Below are 16,114 nucleotides of genomic sequence, written 5' to 3'. Positions count from 1 at the left end.
TTGATTAACTATATTGTTATATATTACTAATTATAATGATAGTCTTGTCATTATAATTAGGCAAGCATATTAACCTATAAATTAAATAACCATCATAATGATTTAAAATAAAAGCCTCCATTAATTTCTCATAGTATTAATGGAGGCTTTTCTAGTTTTTTAAATAATTTATTTTATGTTTTCAAATTGATTCAAAATAACTTCTAAAGCTTTTTCATAATTCTTTTCCTCATTGTTATCTTCTTCATTCAATCTATATTCTACTATCATTTTTAATCTATTTAATCTATTTATTTTTGAGTTTTCAGAAAGATTTTCAAATTCATCTGGAATTTCACCCTTTGAAAGACTCTCAATGATCATTTCATCCTTTTTATTAGCTAAATCACTTTGAAGCATTTTTAAAACATGAAGAAGATTCTCTTCTATCTTTGGGTTAGCATCATCCTTTAAACTATCTATTTTTTCAGATATATACCCTATCATTTTCTTTTTTTCAGTATTAGTAGTGTTTTTAGGAAGCTCAACCTTAGCTCCTCTAGTAATTCCTTTTATATAAGTAAGTGTTTCTTCGTTTATTGTTGTTTTCATAATTTTCTCCTAAGCATTATAAATTTCTTAATATAGCTTATCATAAATATAGAAAAATAATATCATTTTTTGAAAACTTTTTATTAAATTTCTACATTATTATAGGAAAATAAGTTGAAAGTGAATGTAAAAATTGGAAATAGATTTTTTATTATATTTGCAAAGCAAATTCTTTAAACACAATATAAAAATTTAGTTTTTAGGTATTTCTATTTTAAATATTAAGAACGAAGTGAGTAATATTCACCATCACTATTACTTTTTAATTGGTTTCCAACATGATAATAGAATAAACTGTAAGATTAATAATATTACTTGATAAAGATGTTATTTTAAATTCAAACTTGGAACCCCATAAAATAATTTGATTGTAATATTTTTTGATTTTTTTCTAGAAAACTTTTCAATTTAACTTTATTTTTTGATATTTACTAAAATTTTTTTCATTAGTTATTATTGTAATCATTGAAAATAGTTATAATATAACCTTTAATTAAAATGAAAAAAACATTATAATTATTAGTAAATATGTTACTTATATAGGAATCCATAGTTGAAAGTTTAAGAATAGTTAACTTGGAACCCTATAAATACTACATTAAGGGGTTTTTTATATGAGAAAAAAAGATATACTTGAATTAAAAAAGAGATTTAAAAAAGACCATTGTACATTCACTAAAATGTGTGGTTGTTATGTTAATAGTGAAAAACATGTTATTTTAAAATTTAGAGAAACCTTTTTAAATTTGGATGATGATGAATACTTTAAATACTTAGAAATTGCTAAGAAAGTGCTTTCAGGAACCATTGGAAATAATATTCTTGAACTTAACTTTCCACTTAACGAGGAACTTACGAACGAAAGACAGCTTTCTCTTATGCAATTGAAAAAAAGCCAACTAAAAGATGATACTATTCTTGATGGATTTTATGATTTAATTATAGATAACTTTAATTACACCGGTAATTTTTTGATACTTCTATTTCATGATGCTTATGATGTAATTAGTAAAACTTCTGATAATAGAAAAATAGATGAATCAGAAGAAGTTTATGAATATGTTTTATGTGCAATATGCCCTGTTTCACTTTCAGAACCTGGTCTTAGATATTCTGAAAATGAAAATAAAATAAAAGCTAGAATTAGAGATTGGGTTGTTGATCCACCAATTAATGGTTTTGTATTCCCTGCTTTTATTGACCGTAGTTCTGATGTTAATTCTGTCATGTATTATACTAAAAATGCAAAAGACACTCATCCTGAATTAATGGAAAATGCTTTGGGATGCTCTTCAAAACAAACAACTACTGTCCAAAAAGAAGCTTTTCAATTAATAATTAAAGATTCCTTTAGTGCTGATGAGAAGAAAGCAGATAAGATTTTTATGGAAGTACAAGAAAATTTAAATGCTATGGTAGATGAATATAATTCTATATATGAGGACACAGATTGTGAACCTATAACATTAACAAAAAAGGATATTCAAAACCTATTGTTGGATAGTGGTGTTCCAGAGGATATTACAACGGAAATTGAAAAATCTTATGTAGAAAATTTTGGTGATGACCTTCCATTAGCAGAAAATTTAATTGATACAAAAGCACTTAAAGCAAATGCTCAAAGACGAAAAGAAAAACATCTTGAAAAACAAGTAGAACTACTTAAAAATGAACTTGATGAAATAAAAAGCGAAGCATCTTTAGACCCTGAAACCGAAAATACTATATTGCAAAAAACACCTAACGATTCAGATGATATAAATGAAGAATCTAAAGAAAGTGAGATTTCATCAATAGATGAACCTGAAAATGTTTCATCAGAAAAAGATAATGATGCAAATTTAAATCATAATGATGAAAGTAATTATGACATTATACTTCAAGTAAAACCTGAAAAAGTTCCTCAAATAAAATCTCAAATAATTGATGGGGAAAAGTGTATAGTTATTCCAATGAAAGAAACTGAACAAGCCACAGTTAATGGATTAGATAATTTACTTTAAAATCTATAAATTAAAATCAATCATAACTATGGGGTTCCAAGTTGGAATCAAAAATAATAGTTTTATCAAATAATGCTAATGATATTACAGTTTATTCTATTATCATATTTGGAACCAATTAACAATTAACAGTTAGCAATTAACAATGATGTTGAAATAATTTGCGTTGCAAATCATTATAAAAATTGATTAAAAAAACTGAGATTTCAGTTTTACCCTTCATTATTAATTGTTAATTTTGTACTACACTTTAAACTACTTCTTTGAATAATAGTAATGTTATTCAAAGAAGTAGTAATTATTTAATATTACATAGTTATGATTTCAAATTTCAATATTTTTTTAGTTAGTTTCACAATAATCCCAAGAGGGAAAATTATGACTGTGTTGTTTTGAGTTATTGTTAAACATTAAATTGTTGTGTTCTGTTTCTTTATAAGGAATCCTGAATGGAGTTTTATAGTGTATATAATTAAATATACTAATACCATCACAGTTATTATCTTTAAGATTTAATTCATATAGCACATATCCTCTTTGAGATTTTGATCCAAAAGGATAATTTACAGCACCAGTGATTTTTTCTGTTTCTCTTTTGCCACCAAACCAATCTTCTTCTATATTAGTTTCATTTTTTAATCTTGGTATAGTTGCAAAATAGTTTTCTTCATTTTTTTCATATAATAGCTTTCCACTTACAATTTCTGTTTTCTCCGAACAACTAATAGTAAAACCATCATGCCAATAGGCCTTTCCATCTAGCCATTGAAAATATTCAAGTGCATACATTGTATTATTTTTCAACTCAATATAAATGTGTGTTGATTTTAAATTCATTCTACCAGGTTTTGTAATATTGTTATATACACCCCACTTATTCTTAACACTCTTTTCTTTACTATCAAACATTAAAATTTCATCAGATACATCTATTTTTACAGCATTTTTTAGCAAATTAACTTCCTCATCTGACATATCTTTAATAATATAATCTGGAAATTTCATATTTATAAGTTTATATCTTATCTCTTCAGCATTTTTTAAAGCAACTTTTTTACTTTCTAATTTAATATGATTAAATGATAAGTTACAAATAATAACTATAAGAAAGCAGAATAGTACATATACAAAAATATATTTATTTGCATTAATATTTGCAGATTTATTTAATTTTTCAATATTACTTAAATCATCTTTTAGTTTATAAAGTGAGTGTAAATTATAAAAACAGAAAAAAAGTATTGGGATAACTACAAAAAAACTACTACCAATTCCTGTTGTAGCACAAATTAAAATAATGATTTCTAAAATAATCATATATAAAATTGGATTTTTACGTTGAATTACATTGGCATTTTTAAAAATATTTTTTAATCCATTTTGAAATATAATAAGAAAGCTTATGTTAAAAACAATTAAAATAATAGTCATTATGATGCTTCTTTGAAATTTAATATTTAATGGTGTACTTATAAATATTAGTTTTAACATATGAATTATTATATTTATTATAGAAAAAATCCATGCAATGTTAAGCGCTTCATTTTCCTTACGTAAATTATAGAATCCAATATATAATAAAATAGCACCTACTGTTGTTAATATATATTGCAGATTTAAAAAATTAAAAGTTATTAAAGTAAACATAAAACCCCATGTAATATTACTTATAGGATTATGCCAAGGGTTTATAGATTTATTATTTAAATTGTCATTTTCCATTTATACCCTCTTTCATTATATTAATATATCTATACAAGTTACTTTATACATCTATCAGATATGTTATACTTTTCTAACTAAAATTATTTTTAATATACATACTTTTAGTTAACCCATAAAGATAACTATCTTGAAAACCCATATTACAATAATAGTAGTCTTTTGCATGACCTTCTAATATCATACCTGCCTTTTCTAACACCCTGCCTGAAGCTTTATTATTTACAGAATGAGAAGCCTCAATTCTATTTATGCCTATTTCAATAAACATATATTTTAAAACTGCTTTTACAGCTTCTGTTGCATATCCATTAGACCAAAAGTTTTTTTCAATGCAATACCCCATAACTGCTTTTTGATCAAAATCATCAACATTTACAATACTAATGGAACCTATCAACCTTTTATTTAATTCTATGCCCCATTGGTATGTATAATCAGATTTATAATCATCAAATACTTCAATAATATATCCACGAGTAAAATCGCTATTTTTATGGACATTCCAACGTTCATATTTGCATACTTCTGGATCGCTCATCCATTTATAAACCATTTCAGCATCTTCTGGAAATATTTTCCTTAATATTAATCTCTCCGTCTTTAACATTTTAGTGCCTTTATGATTTAACATAATCTTACCTCCATATTTTAAATTAAAATAATTATAAGGTTTAATTATAAAACTTCTTTTTAACTATATTTAATTTAAATCAAGTCTATAAGTATAATTCTCATATATAATGTCCGTTCCATTCTTTTTAAAAGTACTCTCTTTTTCAATGTAGAATTTAAGTTTTCTTAATAATGCATTAGATGCTGCATTTTCTTTTGCTACATCAGCTGTAATTTTTCTTCCACCGTTAATATAGCAAAATTTAATTAGTCCATTTATCATTTCTGTACCATAACCTTGCTTCCAATATTTTTTATGAACACTATATCCTAAATCCCAATGTTTATTATCTTCACTTGGAACTGTGCTACATGCTCCAATATAATCTCCTGTTTCTTTTGAAATTGCAATAAAATAGTAGCAACCATCATAAATTTCTATATCCTCTTTCCACTTTAAATAAGTGTCACCAGCTTTATCTCTTGGTGGATCTGAAAGATATTTGCCCATCTCATCATCTAACCACATATCTAAGCAAAATGTTGTATCTTCTTTCTTAGTACTTTTCATAATTAATCTATCTGTTTGAAATTCTTCTATAATCATATAATCTATACCCTCTTTTCCTAATTATTAATATTTTGTTATAAACACTAATTTTATTATCAATAAATTTCTTTATTTATAGCTTTCTTGCTAAATACAAATCTATTGTGTCATATATATTTATTTTGCCACCAACTTCATCAATTGAAGATTTCATATCTCTTTCAAAATTATTCTTTAAATCTATTTGTAATGCACGATGATCTGAATATGTATTTAGTAATTCTATATACTCATCAGATGTAAGCGTTCTTTTTCTATGATATAACTTACATACAACATCTTTAAATCCAAATTTATTTAGCTTGTCAACATATATTTCACAATCTTTTTTTGAAAATTCTTCTATCTTCTTATTAGTAGGTCTATATTTATCATAAATTTTTCTATTTACAATATTACTAATGTCATCTTCTCTATTCGGAAATGGATGGTTCCAAAATAGTGCTATAGTACCGTTCATTTTTAAAATATTCTGTATTTTTGTAAATGCTTCCTCTTCTGGAAGCCAATGAAATGCAGTTGCTGAATATATAAAATCAAGAGATTCACTATCAAATGGATACTTCATAAAATCATCATTAAGAACATTAAAATTACTATAATTGCCAAATTTATCCTTTACATGCTCTGCAAGATTATTTCCTAATTCAATTGAAGTAACATTGCACCCAGATTGCAAAATAGGCATAGTTGCCTTTCCAGTGCCAATTCCGATTTCTAAAGCCTTATGTTTAAAATTGATATTTGAATAATTAATTATATCTAAAAACATTTCTTTTGGATAACTGGGCCTGGCTTTATCATAATTATATACGTCCTCATTAAACTTTAATCTCATATCCATAGTCACTTACTCTCCTTACAATGTCTAACATACTCGCTTGTACACCAACTTAATCTTTGGAAAATATGTTTTACTTTTATTTTAAATTTTTTAATTCAAAAAATTAAGACTTTTCAATATAAACTTAAGTATTATTTATATCTTAATTATACCAACACTTATATAAATTTATATTAAAATCTGGATTAGAGTTGAACCTATTTCCATCATAAATAAACCTCAAATTTTCTTCTAATTTAATATCAGCTATAAATATATTTTCTTCTTTCAATAATTTAGAATTGCAGTAATAATGAACTGGGCACTCATTTATTGTATCGGGTCCAACAACACAGCTCCCACCTAAAAACCTCTCATTATTTTGAACTCCACAAACATTTGAACTAGCTAAATATATACCATTACTTTGAACATGATATTCCATTATTCTTTTTATATAATCTTGTGATTCTTTTATATTGAATAACTTAATAGCCCATATATTGATATAAAGGTTTACACCATTATAAGCATAATATCTAATTAATTCTGGAAAGCTTACTGTGTCATAACAAATTCCAAAACCCAATTTACCATATTCAGTGTTTAAAATTAGTGGGCGTGTACCTTTTGAAAATATCTTATGTTCATCACCATATAGATGAATTTTATTATATACTTTTACAATTCCATTTGGACATACTATAATTGCTGAATTATATATTTTTTCTTTAATAAAATAAGGAGAACCAAAACAAATATATATATTATTTTCTTTTGATATTTTTAAAAATGAGTTTATTATGCTACTTAATTTTTTTTCATCTAAAACTTTTGTATCTGTCATATAATACTCATATCCAGTCAAACATAACTCTGGAAATATAATAAAATTAACTTTATATTCTATTGCCTTAAATATATATTTTTTCATTAATAAAACATTCTTGTAAATATTATTATTAGAATTGAAATTAACTACTGCAATCTTCATTCTTAAATCCTCCAAATAAATTAAACTCTCATATAGTAAATTTATCTTTTAAAATTGCTAATCATGAGCTATTTTGTTATATAGAGTAATAATTTTTATCTTAATTTACCATTGTTATCAAATTTCTTTTTTAATGCTCGTTCCACAATGAAAATTGAACCTATAAGAACAATGCATTGAACTATGCAAACTATTCCACTAGTAATTCCTACAACATTTATAGCTTTACCTATTACAACTAACATTGCTATAATGGAAAACACTAATGTTATCCATCCACATTTAATCCATAACTTTCCGCAGTAATGATGTGCAAACTCCCAAGTATCTTTATTCTTTTTTGACATAGATGTTCTATATCCAAAAATATCATTAATTTCTTTTGGTGCATTTTTGCTAGAGTATTTTCCAAATCCCAACATAGTAAATGGAATTAATAAATTTGTAATCATCATAAATATCCAAAACCCCATATTTAATTCCTCCAATTTATATCTCATGTATTTTTAAAACAAAATATACTGTTATTATATTTTATGAACAATATATTTTGTAAATACTATAAAATATACTTATAAATAATATTTTTAGGAAAATCTTTTAAATTACATGTATTCTTAACTTGTACATTAGTTAGAAGAGTCTTTTAATTAAATTATAGTATTCTTATTACATAAAAGAGTTTAATATAAAACAAAATACTACAAATTCATTTCTGAGTTCTGTAGCACTTTAATGTAGTGTGTTTCATCAAATTAATCTCTTGTACTAATTTCATTCATTATTAATGATTTTGAAATATACATTGCATCTATTATCTTCTTAAAACGCTTATAATAAGATGTACCCTCCTCAAATTTTAACTGTGCTTTTTCACATTTACTTATAATTGAAGATACTGGTGGTAGCGCTTTTACTAATTCTTCTTTTGTATATTTTTCTATAGTATTTTCATTTGCTATTACTGCTCTTGAAATATACATAGCCTTTATCCTATTTCTAAGAAGTGTATGTTGAGATGTGCCTTCTGCAAACTTGGGTTGCATTTTTTCACACTTACTTATAGTTGAGGATACAACTTTTAGTGCTTCTATCAATTCTTCTTTTGTATATTTATCCATATTATTTCACCTCAAATTTTAGTTTATATAAATTGTATTATAATACAATTGCCTTTAGCTGAAAATATAAGATTTTAAAGCATTTATCTTTTTCTTGCTAAATACAAAAGTATATCACTCTGCTTCGTGAGTTCTTCTAATGCTTTTTAATTTTTCTATATTCTATTACTTCTAATATTCTATTTTTCTAGTTTTTTATTTTCAATAATAAGACTTACAGAAAAAAACATTTGAAATAATATCATCATAATAGCAAGAATAAATGGCTGAAATTTAAGTCCAATTAATAATGAACATATAGGAATTATAATGGATAAAACAAAATATACTTTTGATTTATATAACCAACTATAAGGCATTAGATGTGCTCCAAAAATTATAGCTATAACCATCAACATTTTATCTGGTACTGTCGGATATACCCACATAGCAATAAGCAAGTACAACATTTGATTTACTGAAAACAATATACCTAATTTAGTCAAAGGATTTTTCTTGTTTTGAAAATCTATTTTAATAACTTTTGAAATACCATATGAAATTGGTAATAATGGAGCTGTACAACAAAATGTAAATAAATTCTTAGTTAAAATATTTATTGAAGATAAGTGTATACATAAAATAGCTACCCATATAATAATTGAAGCTATAATAATATGAAGTCCCCTTTTTTGTTTTAATGCACAATCCAACCTTAATTCATCTAAACTCATTTTAATCCTCCATAAATTTATATTATTTGATTTGCTATCTTTTTTAATAATTCTGTTCGTCCATTATATTCTGAAATATTTAACATAGCTAATGTAGATATATTACATATTTCACCTACATCTATTTAAACATTTCATCAGGTTATACATTTAAAATCTACCCTATCCCTATTGTAGATTTAATTATCATAATTTTTTACATTTAAATTCTGTAATTTGATAACTAATATTCATACCATATTACAATAAATATTCATTATTTAAGATTTATTTATGTTCTTGTAAAAAAGGAAAATAATAAGATTTACATTTTTTATATAACTTAAATCCACACTTTTCTGCAATTTTCTGAGAACTTATATTTTCTTCGTCAGTGCTCCAACATGGTGTAATATTATTTAGAATGCAACAATCTATAAATGCTCTAGATACAGATGTTGCAAAACCTTTTCTTTCATTTTCTTCTCCATAAGTTCTAATAACAATATCATGAAATTCTCCACTTACATATCCACTAAAGCAATTGCTAATAATTTTATTTTCTTTTAAAACGCAAAAACCAATACCTTTGTCTAAAAAGTTATCAACTGAAATCCAAAAATCACCTAAAATATCATTTACAATTAAATTTTCCAAGTCATTATTAATAATATCCTTATCAATTCTTTTAATTATATATCCTTCTGGTAAATCATTTTCATAATTTTTATATTTATTTTTATCAAAAACATAGTAATAGCGATATTCTTTGTATGGATTTCTATAATTAAAAATAGCATTTAGATTTCTTGTCCACTTATTTTCATCTTGATAAATAGTAATTCCAAAATGAGTGCCACCACAAATTGCTAAACTATCTGGTCCAAGTACATTTGTAATAAAAGTATCTAAAGAACTATTAAAGTCTTCATTATCTGTATCGCCAATAATATAATACATACATCCTATTGCCCAAATAATTGCAACTCTAGGTTTATCTAAATTATCAACATATATTTTTCCACGATTATTTTTATCAATAATTGAATTTATAGTAACATTTATATCTTCTTGCCCCTTAATCAAAGATCTTATTTTATGATATTCATTTTTACTAAGTTCACAAATCATTTTATTTATCAAGCTCCTACACTTTTATTTTTTGACATTAAATGAAGTTATAAAAAATAGACTAGAATTTAATTACATAGCTCTTAATTTAGTTCACTTATAGACGTTTACTCTTGGAAATAAAATGGCAAATTTATTAGAGTTTCTTTGAAATTTTTATGAATAACGTTTTAAATAATTACTGCTTCCTTTACTAACACTATCCTCATTTAATATTTGAATAATTTCATTTTTCAGCTTGAACCCCTATAATATACTTATCTCTTATTTCCTATAATGCAAATCAAATTCATATATTCACCATTATCTGCTTTAATCATAGCCCTATCTTCAAGTGCAAATTTATTATCTGTATTTAACCAAGCTTGCCATGCATCATCAAAGCAATCCATTTCTTGAATTTTTTTAATTTCAAAACTAGTTGATTTTAATAATAAATTTTTCCACCAATCGCAAGAATTCCATGTTGCAAGTGCCTCTTCTTCCCAGTAAGATTTCATTTTATCTGGAATACGATTATGTATTTCAGACTTCATGCCAGGAATACCAATAGCAATTAATGCATCTTTTTTCAATAATTTTGATAAGTATTTATCAAAATATGTTTCATTACTTCCAAAATAATGATATGCATCTACACTTATGACAGCATCAAAATACTCATCTGCAAAAGGCAACTCTGTTGCATCTGCATGTATTGGTATAATTTGATTTTCTAAGCCCATACTTTTAAATCGTTTATAGTTTTCACTTGCTGAAATCCATAAATCTACTGCAAATACTTGCACTCCATATTCTTTTGCTAAAAATATTGATGTTAATCCCTTACCACAACCTAAATCTAATACTCTCATATTGCTTTTTAAGTTAACATTCTCCAGCAATTTTTCCAATATTATCATTGAATTAGGACCCATCATATTTTCTTTTAGAAATTCATTGTTGTATTTTTTACTTTTTAAATATTTCATTTTTTCCCTTTCTCAATAGTAGTATTACACTATTAAATGTAACGTATAAATAAAATACAAAATAACATACTAAATATTCGTAAGATAAAAGAACTTATCTTTGGATAATATACCCTTAGATCTAAAACCTCTAAATTTAAGGTGCTATGCATTTTATTCACTTTGATTAATTATCATAATGATGAAACATAATCTTAAAAAATTAAATTAGCACAAAAGATTAACTTTAATTTCTCTTAGTTCTTTAACCCAATCACTTATTATTGATTTTGCAATACAATATTCGCTGCTTAACTCAACTAATGCCATTCCTGACTTATAAAGCCTAACTATCATCTCTTTGTAATCATCTGTATATCTTTTGCTTCTACTCATCTGTGAACACTACTTTATACTAACATCAAAATCGGTTGGTATATGTTTATACGTTTAATGTCACCTATACTGCTAAACTACTATTATCCATTGTGTAAACAAATTTCTGTCTTATTTTACTATCTCTTCTTGCAATACTACATATGAAGTATTCTACTGTGCGTCGGTGTTTTATGGACTCTCCTATTCTTTCTTACACTCGACCACCTCTAGTTCGCATTTCCTGAAGCTATTGCTTCTTGATGTGTAATCTCAACCGACTTCACCGAGCTTATCTTACTAAAATTTCACTAATCGTAGTATCAGAGAAGCCCTTCAAGATGTTACCCTCCCATTTGACTTTTCAAGTTATCAGTTCTCTTACTCTATCGGTTAATGGCTAATCTTTTCAATTAGCAATGTGTCACACCTTTATATTTTTTATTTTCATAAGCATATAGCCATTTATTAATTGCTTGTCTTATATCAATAAAAGTTTCCTCTTCAAATGGTGAAGAAATATTTGCGCTTTTTATTAAATTTAAAAAAGATAGACTTCCTCCTTTTTTACAAATATCCAAATAAACTTCCCATGCTTTATTTTTATCTATTTCACATATTGACCATAATTGTAAAACACATATCTGAGCTAATGCATAATCTATATAATAAAATGGAAATGTAAATATATGTGATTGTTGTTGCCAAAAGTTACCTTCTTCTAGATATTTATTGCCATCATAATTTAAATATGGCATATACTTTTCCTCTAATTGTCTCCATTTTAATTTTCTTTCTTTTATCGTTATTTGTGGTTTACTGTATATATATTCTTGAAATTCATCAATACATGCTCTATATGGTATCCACTTAACTACGTCCTTTAAATGGTTAAACTTATATGTCTCCGCCTCTTCCATAATCCCATTAAGATAAGGCCAAATTAAAAATTCCATAGCTATTGAACTGAATTCTGCAGCTTCTTTTGTAGGTAAAATATATTCTGGTATGTCATTTTTTTCATTAAAAACATACATTTGAAAAGCATGACCAAATTCATGAGCTAAAGTTTTAAAATCTTTTCTTATTCCTGTTAAACTTGCGATTATATATGGATATTTAAAATCACATAAATAAGTAGACATTGAAACTTTTGCTTTTCCTTCTTTAGCTTCTAAATTCATCAAATTATTTTGCTTCATAATTTCAAATAATTCCTTAGTTTCTATAGATAATGTTTCACAAACTATTTCAAATTTATCTTTAAGCCACTCTACGTCTTTTACGTTATTTTGCTCATATTTTATGCTATCCATTTCATCATCATAATATTTTAAACAATCTATTTGAAGTCTTTCTTGCTGTTCTATGTTAAGTTTAGTGCATAATGGAACAATATACTTTACTACCAAATTTCTAAAACTTTCTATATCTTTAGATGAATATCCTGTTCTATTTAACCTTGCATAAGCGAGCTCAATAAATGAATTATATCCAAGTTTTTCAGCAACTTTAACTCTTACTTTTATTAAAGAATCTAATATATTATCTATTTCCAAAGAAATTTTCCCAAATAATTCATATTTTTTCTCATTTGCTTCCTTCCTAATAATTCTATCTTCAGATAAACAAAAATATTTAAGTTGGGATAATGTTCTAAGCTCTCCCTTATACTGAATTTTTGCTGATGCTATAACTTTGGTATAATCTTTCTGTAATTTATTTTCTAATTCTAAATCTCCTAACACATCTTCAGTTACAGTATTAATGCTTGATTTTGCAATATTCATTAATTGTTCACCATAGGTATCAATGATATCCTGATAGAATTTAGAATTAATTAATTCCTTATAAAAATTTGAAACAGTCAATTCATATACAGGCCATTTTTGGTTTATATATTTTGATTCTTCATTATACTCCTCATCTTTAATGTTTATAAGATTCCTAAATTCCCCCACCATCGCCATTGTAAGAACATTATTCCTTAATGAGTTTATATTGTAAATTATCTCCTTTTGATTGTCTAAAGATTTTGAAATCTTAAATCCTTCTAATAGTTTCGACACTTCTTTTGCAAACCCATCTATATCAGGTCTTTTATAATTTATATCCTCAAACTTCATTATAACACTCCCTTAACATATTATTGCTACCACTACTCTTCTTTGTATATTTTTAAGTTTATCTGCTAATGTACGAAAGTTTTGTCAATTTGATAGTAAAATTCCTAATGAAATATTTTTCAGCAGATTTAAAATTTAATTAAAAAAACAAATTGCCGAACTCTTTAATTTCAATGACTCTTAAAGTTATTGAAATTGGTGATAAATTTGATGAGAATTTGCCTAAGGATTCACCAAACAAAGGTCATAATAGCAAACTCATCTATGATACTTCATGTTTAAAGCCAAAAGTTAAAGAGAACAATCCTAAAACTCTAGTTTCAGAAATAAATAAGCAAAAGCTATTGATAATAAGGATTTCAATCCCCCATAATTCAGAAGTACCATTATCTGCATGATATTTTAAAGAATGGCCACTACCATAACCAATTTCAAGTAATTTTAACCCTTTTACATCACCAAATAGATATAAATCATCTTCTTTAATAATTCTGTTCTTCCATCATATAATTATTATATTTTCTAAAGTTTTCTCGCTTTAAATACAAACGATAATGGCAACATTTTTGCTTTTTCCATTTTGGGTGAAATATCCCCAAATAGATTTAATATCTTTTTATCTGTCTCTTCAACCATTTGTTCAATTATGAATCCAGATTTTGATAATGCATTAATATAAGTTGAAATTTTACGACTACAAAGAATTGCATTACTTTCACCAACCATTGATTGTATAAACCATGATTCATCAAAGTAAGATTTTTCAAATAAAAATCTATTGTCATTTACACTAACACAACTATGTAGAGGATGCTGCCAACTGAAAATAAAAATTCCATCTTTCTTTAAATAAGATGCTATTTTTGTGAATGTATTTTCAAGATTAGTTGTCCAACCAATAGCATAAATTGAGTACACAAAATCAAAATAATTTGTTGGTATTCCACATTCTTCTTCCATAGGTGAACAAATTAGTTTTGCAGTATAGTTGTTTTTTCTTAAATAATTATTAGCATTATTTAATTGTTCATTAGACATGTCAATACCCCATAATTCAGAAGCACCATTATCTGCATGATATTTTAAAGAGTGACCACTACCACAACCAATTTCAAGTAATTTTAACCCTTTTACATCACCAAATAGATGCAACTCATCTTCTGTAACAAAAGAGTTCCATATTGTGGTAATGCTGTAACACCAAACCATTCATTAGCATGTTTATTCCAATAATTCTTATTAATTTCATGTATTATTTTATTATCCATCTATGTTTTCTCCATAATGTACATATATACTTTTTACTAACTCATTGTAAACTGAACTACCATCAAATATATTTTTGTATGTGCTTGTCCAATAAGGAATTAATCCAGCCCTATGTGCTACAGTTTGTGATGCAATATTAGTTGATGAAGCACAGTATATTGGCACAATATTTTTACGTAATATTTTGTTCATTAAATGATTTACAAGAACAGTTGCTAATCCATTAGTTCTATAATTTTTTTTAACATCTATGCCTATTTCCCACATGTTATCATATTCATTTGATGCACCTGCAAGTCCTACAATTTCATTATCTTTCATTGCAAAAAATACAATTGTAGTAGCTATACTTCCATCTTTATCAAATTCTAATGAGTTAGAAAATTCTTTAATATCTTTTAATTTTTCTATATCTTTTCCCTCTAAATAAAAATATTTATATTGTGGCAATAAATCATGAATTTTTAAACTTTTTATATCAGGGATATAATAAATAGATTGTCCATATATTAAAGGACATTCAAATAACTCATCTCTTGATTTTTCAGTTAATAATGGTTTTATATTATTTATTATTTCATTTGAAGCTGAAACAATAACAGCTTTTTCAATACTTGTTATCTCTAAAAATGGATTTTGTTGAAATTCATTTAATTTATTAGGTGTTTGAAAAACTACTCCACTTTCTTCAAAAATTTCTATTTTACAATCTAAATATTTACTAAGATTTTCTTTCACTATTTTTCTTATTTCTTCTTTATTCATTTTTATTCTCCTAACTACTCTCAATATTATCTTTAATTCATATAATAGATTTATTGTCTTCTATAGATTTATACTGACATCCTATCAATACTCTTTCAATAGGCGCCCATCCAATATATTTAGGATTACCTAATATAAAATTTTCATTTAAATTTTCAACATCTAAATAATTATCAATTCTAATTACATCCCATGAGTGTATCGGATTGGCCCCATAAAAGTAGACTCTAAATGCTAATTACTAGCTTATTCTTAAAATTACTATTTTTTAGATTATAGAACTCATTTGGGGTTCTATAATCAATTGAAGAATGTATTCTTTTAAAG

General features: G+C 25.5%; 17 protein-coding genes. 1 reads left to right on the top strand and 16 read right to left on the bottom strand.

Annotation, left to right across the window (positions count from 1 at the left end; translation table 11 throughout):
• Positions 1-168: 168 nt before the first annotated feature.
• Entirely contained in the window at positions 169-591 is a 423-nt protein-coding gene (locus AC07E4_RS09420; protein ID WP_478216231.1) for a hypothetical protein, read from the bottom strand.
• A 614-nt stretch (positions 592-1,205) separates the two neighbouring features.
• Between AC07E4_RS09420 and AC07E4_RS09415 the strand changes: the two genes are divergently transcribed.
• Positions 1,206-2,594: a DUF4317 domain-containing protein gene (locus AC07E4_RS09415; protein WP_478216230.1), complete on the top strand. Its 1,389-nt coding sequence runs from the start codon at positions 1,206-1,208 to the stop codon at positions 2,592-2,594.
• A 342-nt stretch (positions 2,595-2,936) separates the two neighbouring features.
• On the opposite strand, the gene AC07E4_RS09410 is transcribed toward AC07E4_RS09415, so the two are convergent.
• From AC07E4_RS09410 to AC07E4_RS09340, 15 genes are all read right to left on the bottom strand, one after another.
• Positions 2,937-4,316 carry a hypothetical protein gene (locus AC07E4_RS09410; protein ID WP_040327396.1) on the bottom strand — a complete coding sequence of 460 codons (1,380 nt, stop codon included), beginning with the start codon at positions 4,314-4,316 and terminating at the stop codon, positions 2,937-2,939.
• A 73-nt stretch (positions 4,317-4,389) separates the two neighbouring features.
• The gene (locus tag AC07E4_RS09405) at positions 4,390-4,950 is read right to left on the bottom strand and encodes a GNAT family N-acetyltransferase (protein ID WP_040327395.1); all 561 of its coding nucleotides are present in this window, start codon (positions 4,948-4,950) and stop codon (positions 4,390-4,392) included.
• 69 nt (positions 4,951-5,019) lie between these two features.
• Positions 5,020-5,538 carry a GNAT family N-acetyltransferase gene (locus tag AC07E4_RS09400; protein WP_478216229.1) on the bottom strand — a complete coding sequence of 173 codons (519 nt, stop codon included), beginning with the start codon at positions 5,536-5,538 and terminating at the stop codon, positions 5,020-5,022.
• Between the two features lie 76 nt (positions 5,539-5,614).
• Positions 5,615-6,385 (bottom strand): methyltransferase domain-containing protein, encoded by a 771-nt coding sequence (locus AC07E4_RS09395; protein ID WP_478216228.1) that lies wholly within the window; start codon positions 6,383-6,385, stop codon positions 5,615-5,617.
• Between the two features lie 142 nt (positions 6,386-6,527).
• The gene (locus AC07E4_RS09390; RefSeq protein ID WP_478216227.1) at positions 6,528-7,358 is read right to left on the bottom strand and encodes a carbon-nitrogen hydrolase family protein; all 831 of its coding nucleotides are present in this window, start codon (positions 7,356-7,358) and stop codon (positions 6,528-6,530) included.
• A 95-nt stretch (positions 7,359-7,453) separates the two neighbouring features.
• On the bottom strand, positions 7,454-7,831 hold the full coding sequence (locus AC07E4_RS09385) for an SdpI family protein (protein WP_478216226.1): 378 nt from the start codon (positions 7,829-7,831) through the stop codon (positions 7,454-7,456).
• Positions 7,832-8,113: 282 nt separating this feature from the next.
• On the bottom strand, positions 8,114-8,479 hold the full coding sequence (locus AC07E4_RS09380) for a hypothetical protein (RefSeq protein WP_478216225.1): 366 nt from the start codon (positions 8,477-8,479) through the stop codon (positions 8,114-8,116).
• Positions 8,480-8,658: 179 nt separating this feature from the next.
• A complete protein-coding gene (locus AC07E4_RS09375) occupies positions 8,659-9,192 on the bottom strand; it encodes a DUF7010 family protein (protein WP_040327391.1) in 534 nt (177 codons plus the stop codon).
• A gap of 267 nt (positions 9,193-9,459) precedes the next feature.
• Entirely contained in the window at positions 9,460-10,302 is an 843-nt protein-coding gene (locus AC07E4_RS09370; protein ID WP_478216224.1) for a GNAT family N-acetyltransferase, read from the bottom strand.
• Positions 10,303-10,559: 257 nt separating this feature from the next.
• Entirely contained in the window at positions 10,560-11,273 is a 714-nt protein-coding gene (locus AC07E4_RS09365) for an SAM-dependent methyltransferase (RefSeq protein ID WP_478216223.1), read from the bottom strand.
• Positions 11,274-11,480: 207 nt separating this feature from the next.
• Positions 11,481-11,648: a transposase gene (locus tag AC07E4_RS09360; RefSeq protein ID WP_478216222.1), complete on the bottom strand. Its 168-nt coding sequence runs from the start codon at positions 11,646-11,648 to the stop codon at positions 11,481-11,483.
• A 392-nt stretch (positions 11,649-12,040) separates the two neighbouring features.
• The gene (locus AC07E4_RS09355) at positions 12,041-13,753 is read right to left on the bottom strand and encodes a M3 family oligoendopeptidase (protein ID WP_478216221.1); all 1,713 of its coding nucleotides are present in this window, start codon (positions 13,751-13,753) and stop codon (positions 12,041-12,043) included.
• Between the two features lie 522 nt (positions 13,754-14,275).
• Positions 14,276-14,905, bottom strand: coding sequence for a class I SAM-dependent methyltransferase (locus AC07E4_RS09350; RefSeq protein WP_478216220.1), 630 nt, complete (start codon positions 14,903-14,905; stop codon positions 14,276-14,278).
• A complete protein-coding gene (locus AC07E4_RS09345) occupies positions 14,884-15,021 on the bottom strand; it encodes a hypothetical protein (RefSeq protein WP_478216219.1) in 138 nt (45 codons plus the stop codon). Before AC07E4_RS09345 ends, AC07E4_RS09350 begins: the two co-directional genes overlap by 22 nt.
• A complete protein-coding gene (locus tag AC07E4_RS09340) occupies positions 15,014-15,787 on the bottom strand; it encodes a GNAT family N-acetyltransferase (protein ID WP_478216218.1) in 774 nt (257 codons plus the stop codon). Before AC07E4_RS09340 ends, AC07E4_RS09345 begins: the two co-directional genes overlap by 8 nt.
• Positions 15,788-16,114: the final 327 nt, after the last annotated feature.

This window comes from Clostridium amazonense (assembly GCF_056431285.1).
Note: the sequence above shows the minus strand (reverse complement) of the source record. Positions and strands in the feature narration are given on the sequence as shown.

Coding starts and splice junctions, on each gene's coding strand:
- AC07E4_RS09365 (WP_478216223.1), bottom strand. CDS start 11,273: ATGAAATATTTAAAAAGTAAAAAATACAACAATGAATTTCTAAAAGAA.
- AC07E4_RS09390 (WP_478216227.1), bottom strand. CDS start 7,358: ATGAAGATTGCAGTAGTTAATTTCAATTCTAATAATAATATTTACAAG.
- AC07E4_RS09360 (WP_478216222.1), bottom strand. CDS start 11,648: ATGAGTAGAAGCAAAAGATATACAGATGATTACAAAGAGATGATAGTT.
- AC07E4_RS09385 (WP_478216226.1), bottom strand. CDS start 7,831: ATGGGGTTTTGGATATTTATGATGATTACAAATTTATTAATTCCATTT.
- AC07E4_RS09340 (WP_478216218.1), bottom strand. CDS start 15,787: ATGAATAAAGAAGAAATAAGAAAAATAGTGAAAGAAAATCTTAGTAAA.
- AC07E4_RS09375 (WP_040327391.1), bottom strand. CDS start 9,192: ATGAGTTTAGATGAATTAAGGTTGGATTGTGCATTAAAACAAAAAAGG.
- AC07E4_RS09410 (WP_040327396.1), bottom strand. CDS start 4,316: ATGGAAAATGACAATTTAAATAATAAATCTATAAACCCTTGGCATAAT.
- AC07E4_RS09345 (WP_478216219.1), bottom strand. CDS start 15,021: ATGGATAATAAAATAATACATGAAATTAATAAGAATTATTGGAATAAA.
- AC07E4_RS09380 (WP_478216225.1), bottom strand. CDS start 8,479: ATGGATAAATATACAAAAGAAGAATTGATAGAAGCACTAAAAGTTGTA.
- AC07E4_RS09370 (WP_478216224.1), bottom strand. CDS start 10,302: ATGATTTGTGAACTTAGTAAAAATGAATATCATAAAATAAGATCTTTG.
- AC07E4_RS09395 (WP_478216228.1), bottom strand. CDS start 6,385: ATGGATATGAGATTAAAGTTTAATGAGGACGTATATAATTATGATAAA.
- AC07E4_RS09405 (WP_040327395.1), bottom strand. CDS start 4,950: ATGTTAAATCATAAAGGCACTAAAATGTTAAAGACGGAGAGATTAATA.
- AC07E4_RS09400 (WP_478216229.1), bottom strand. CDS start 5,538: ATGATTATAGAAGAATTTCAAACAGATAGATTAATTATGAAAAGTACT.
- AC07E4_RS09415 (WP_478216230.1), top strand. CDS start 1,206: ATGAGAAAAAAAGATATACTTGAATTAAAAAAGAGATTTAAAAAAGAC.
- AC07E4_RS09420 (WP_478216231.1), bottom strand. CDS start 591: ATGAAAACAACAATAAACGAAGAAACACTTACTTATATAAAAGGAATT.
- AC07E4_RS09355 (WP_478216221.1), bottom strand. CDS start 13,753: ATGAAGTTTGAGGATATAAATTATAAAAGACCTGATATAGATGGGTTT.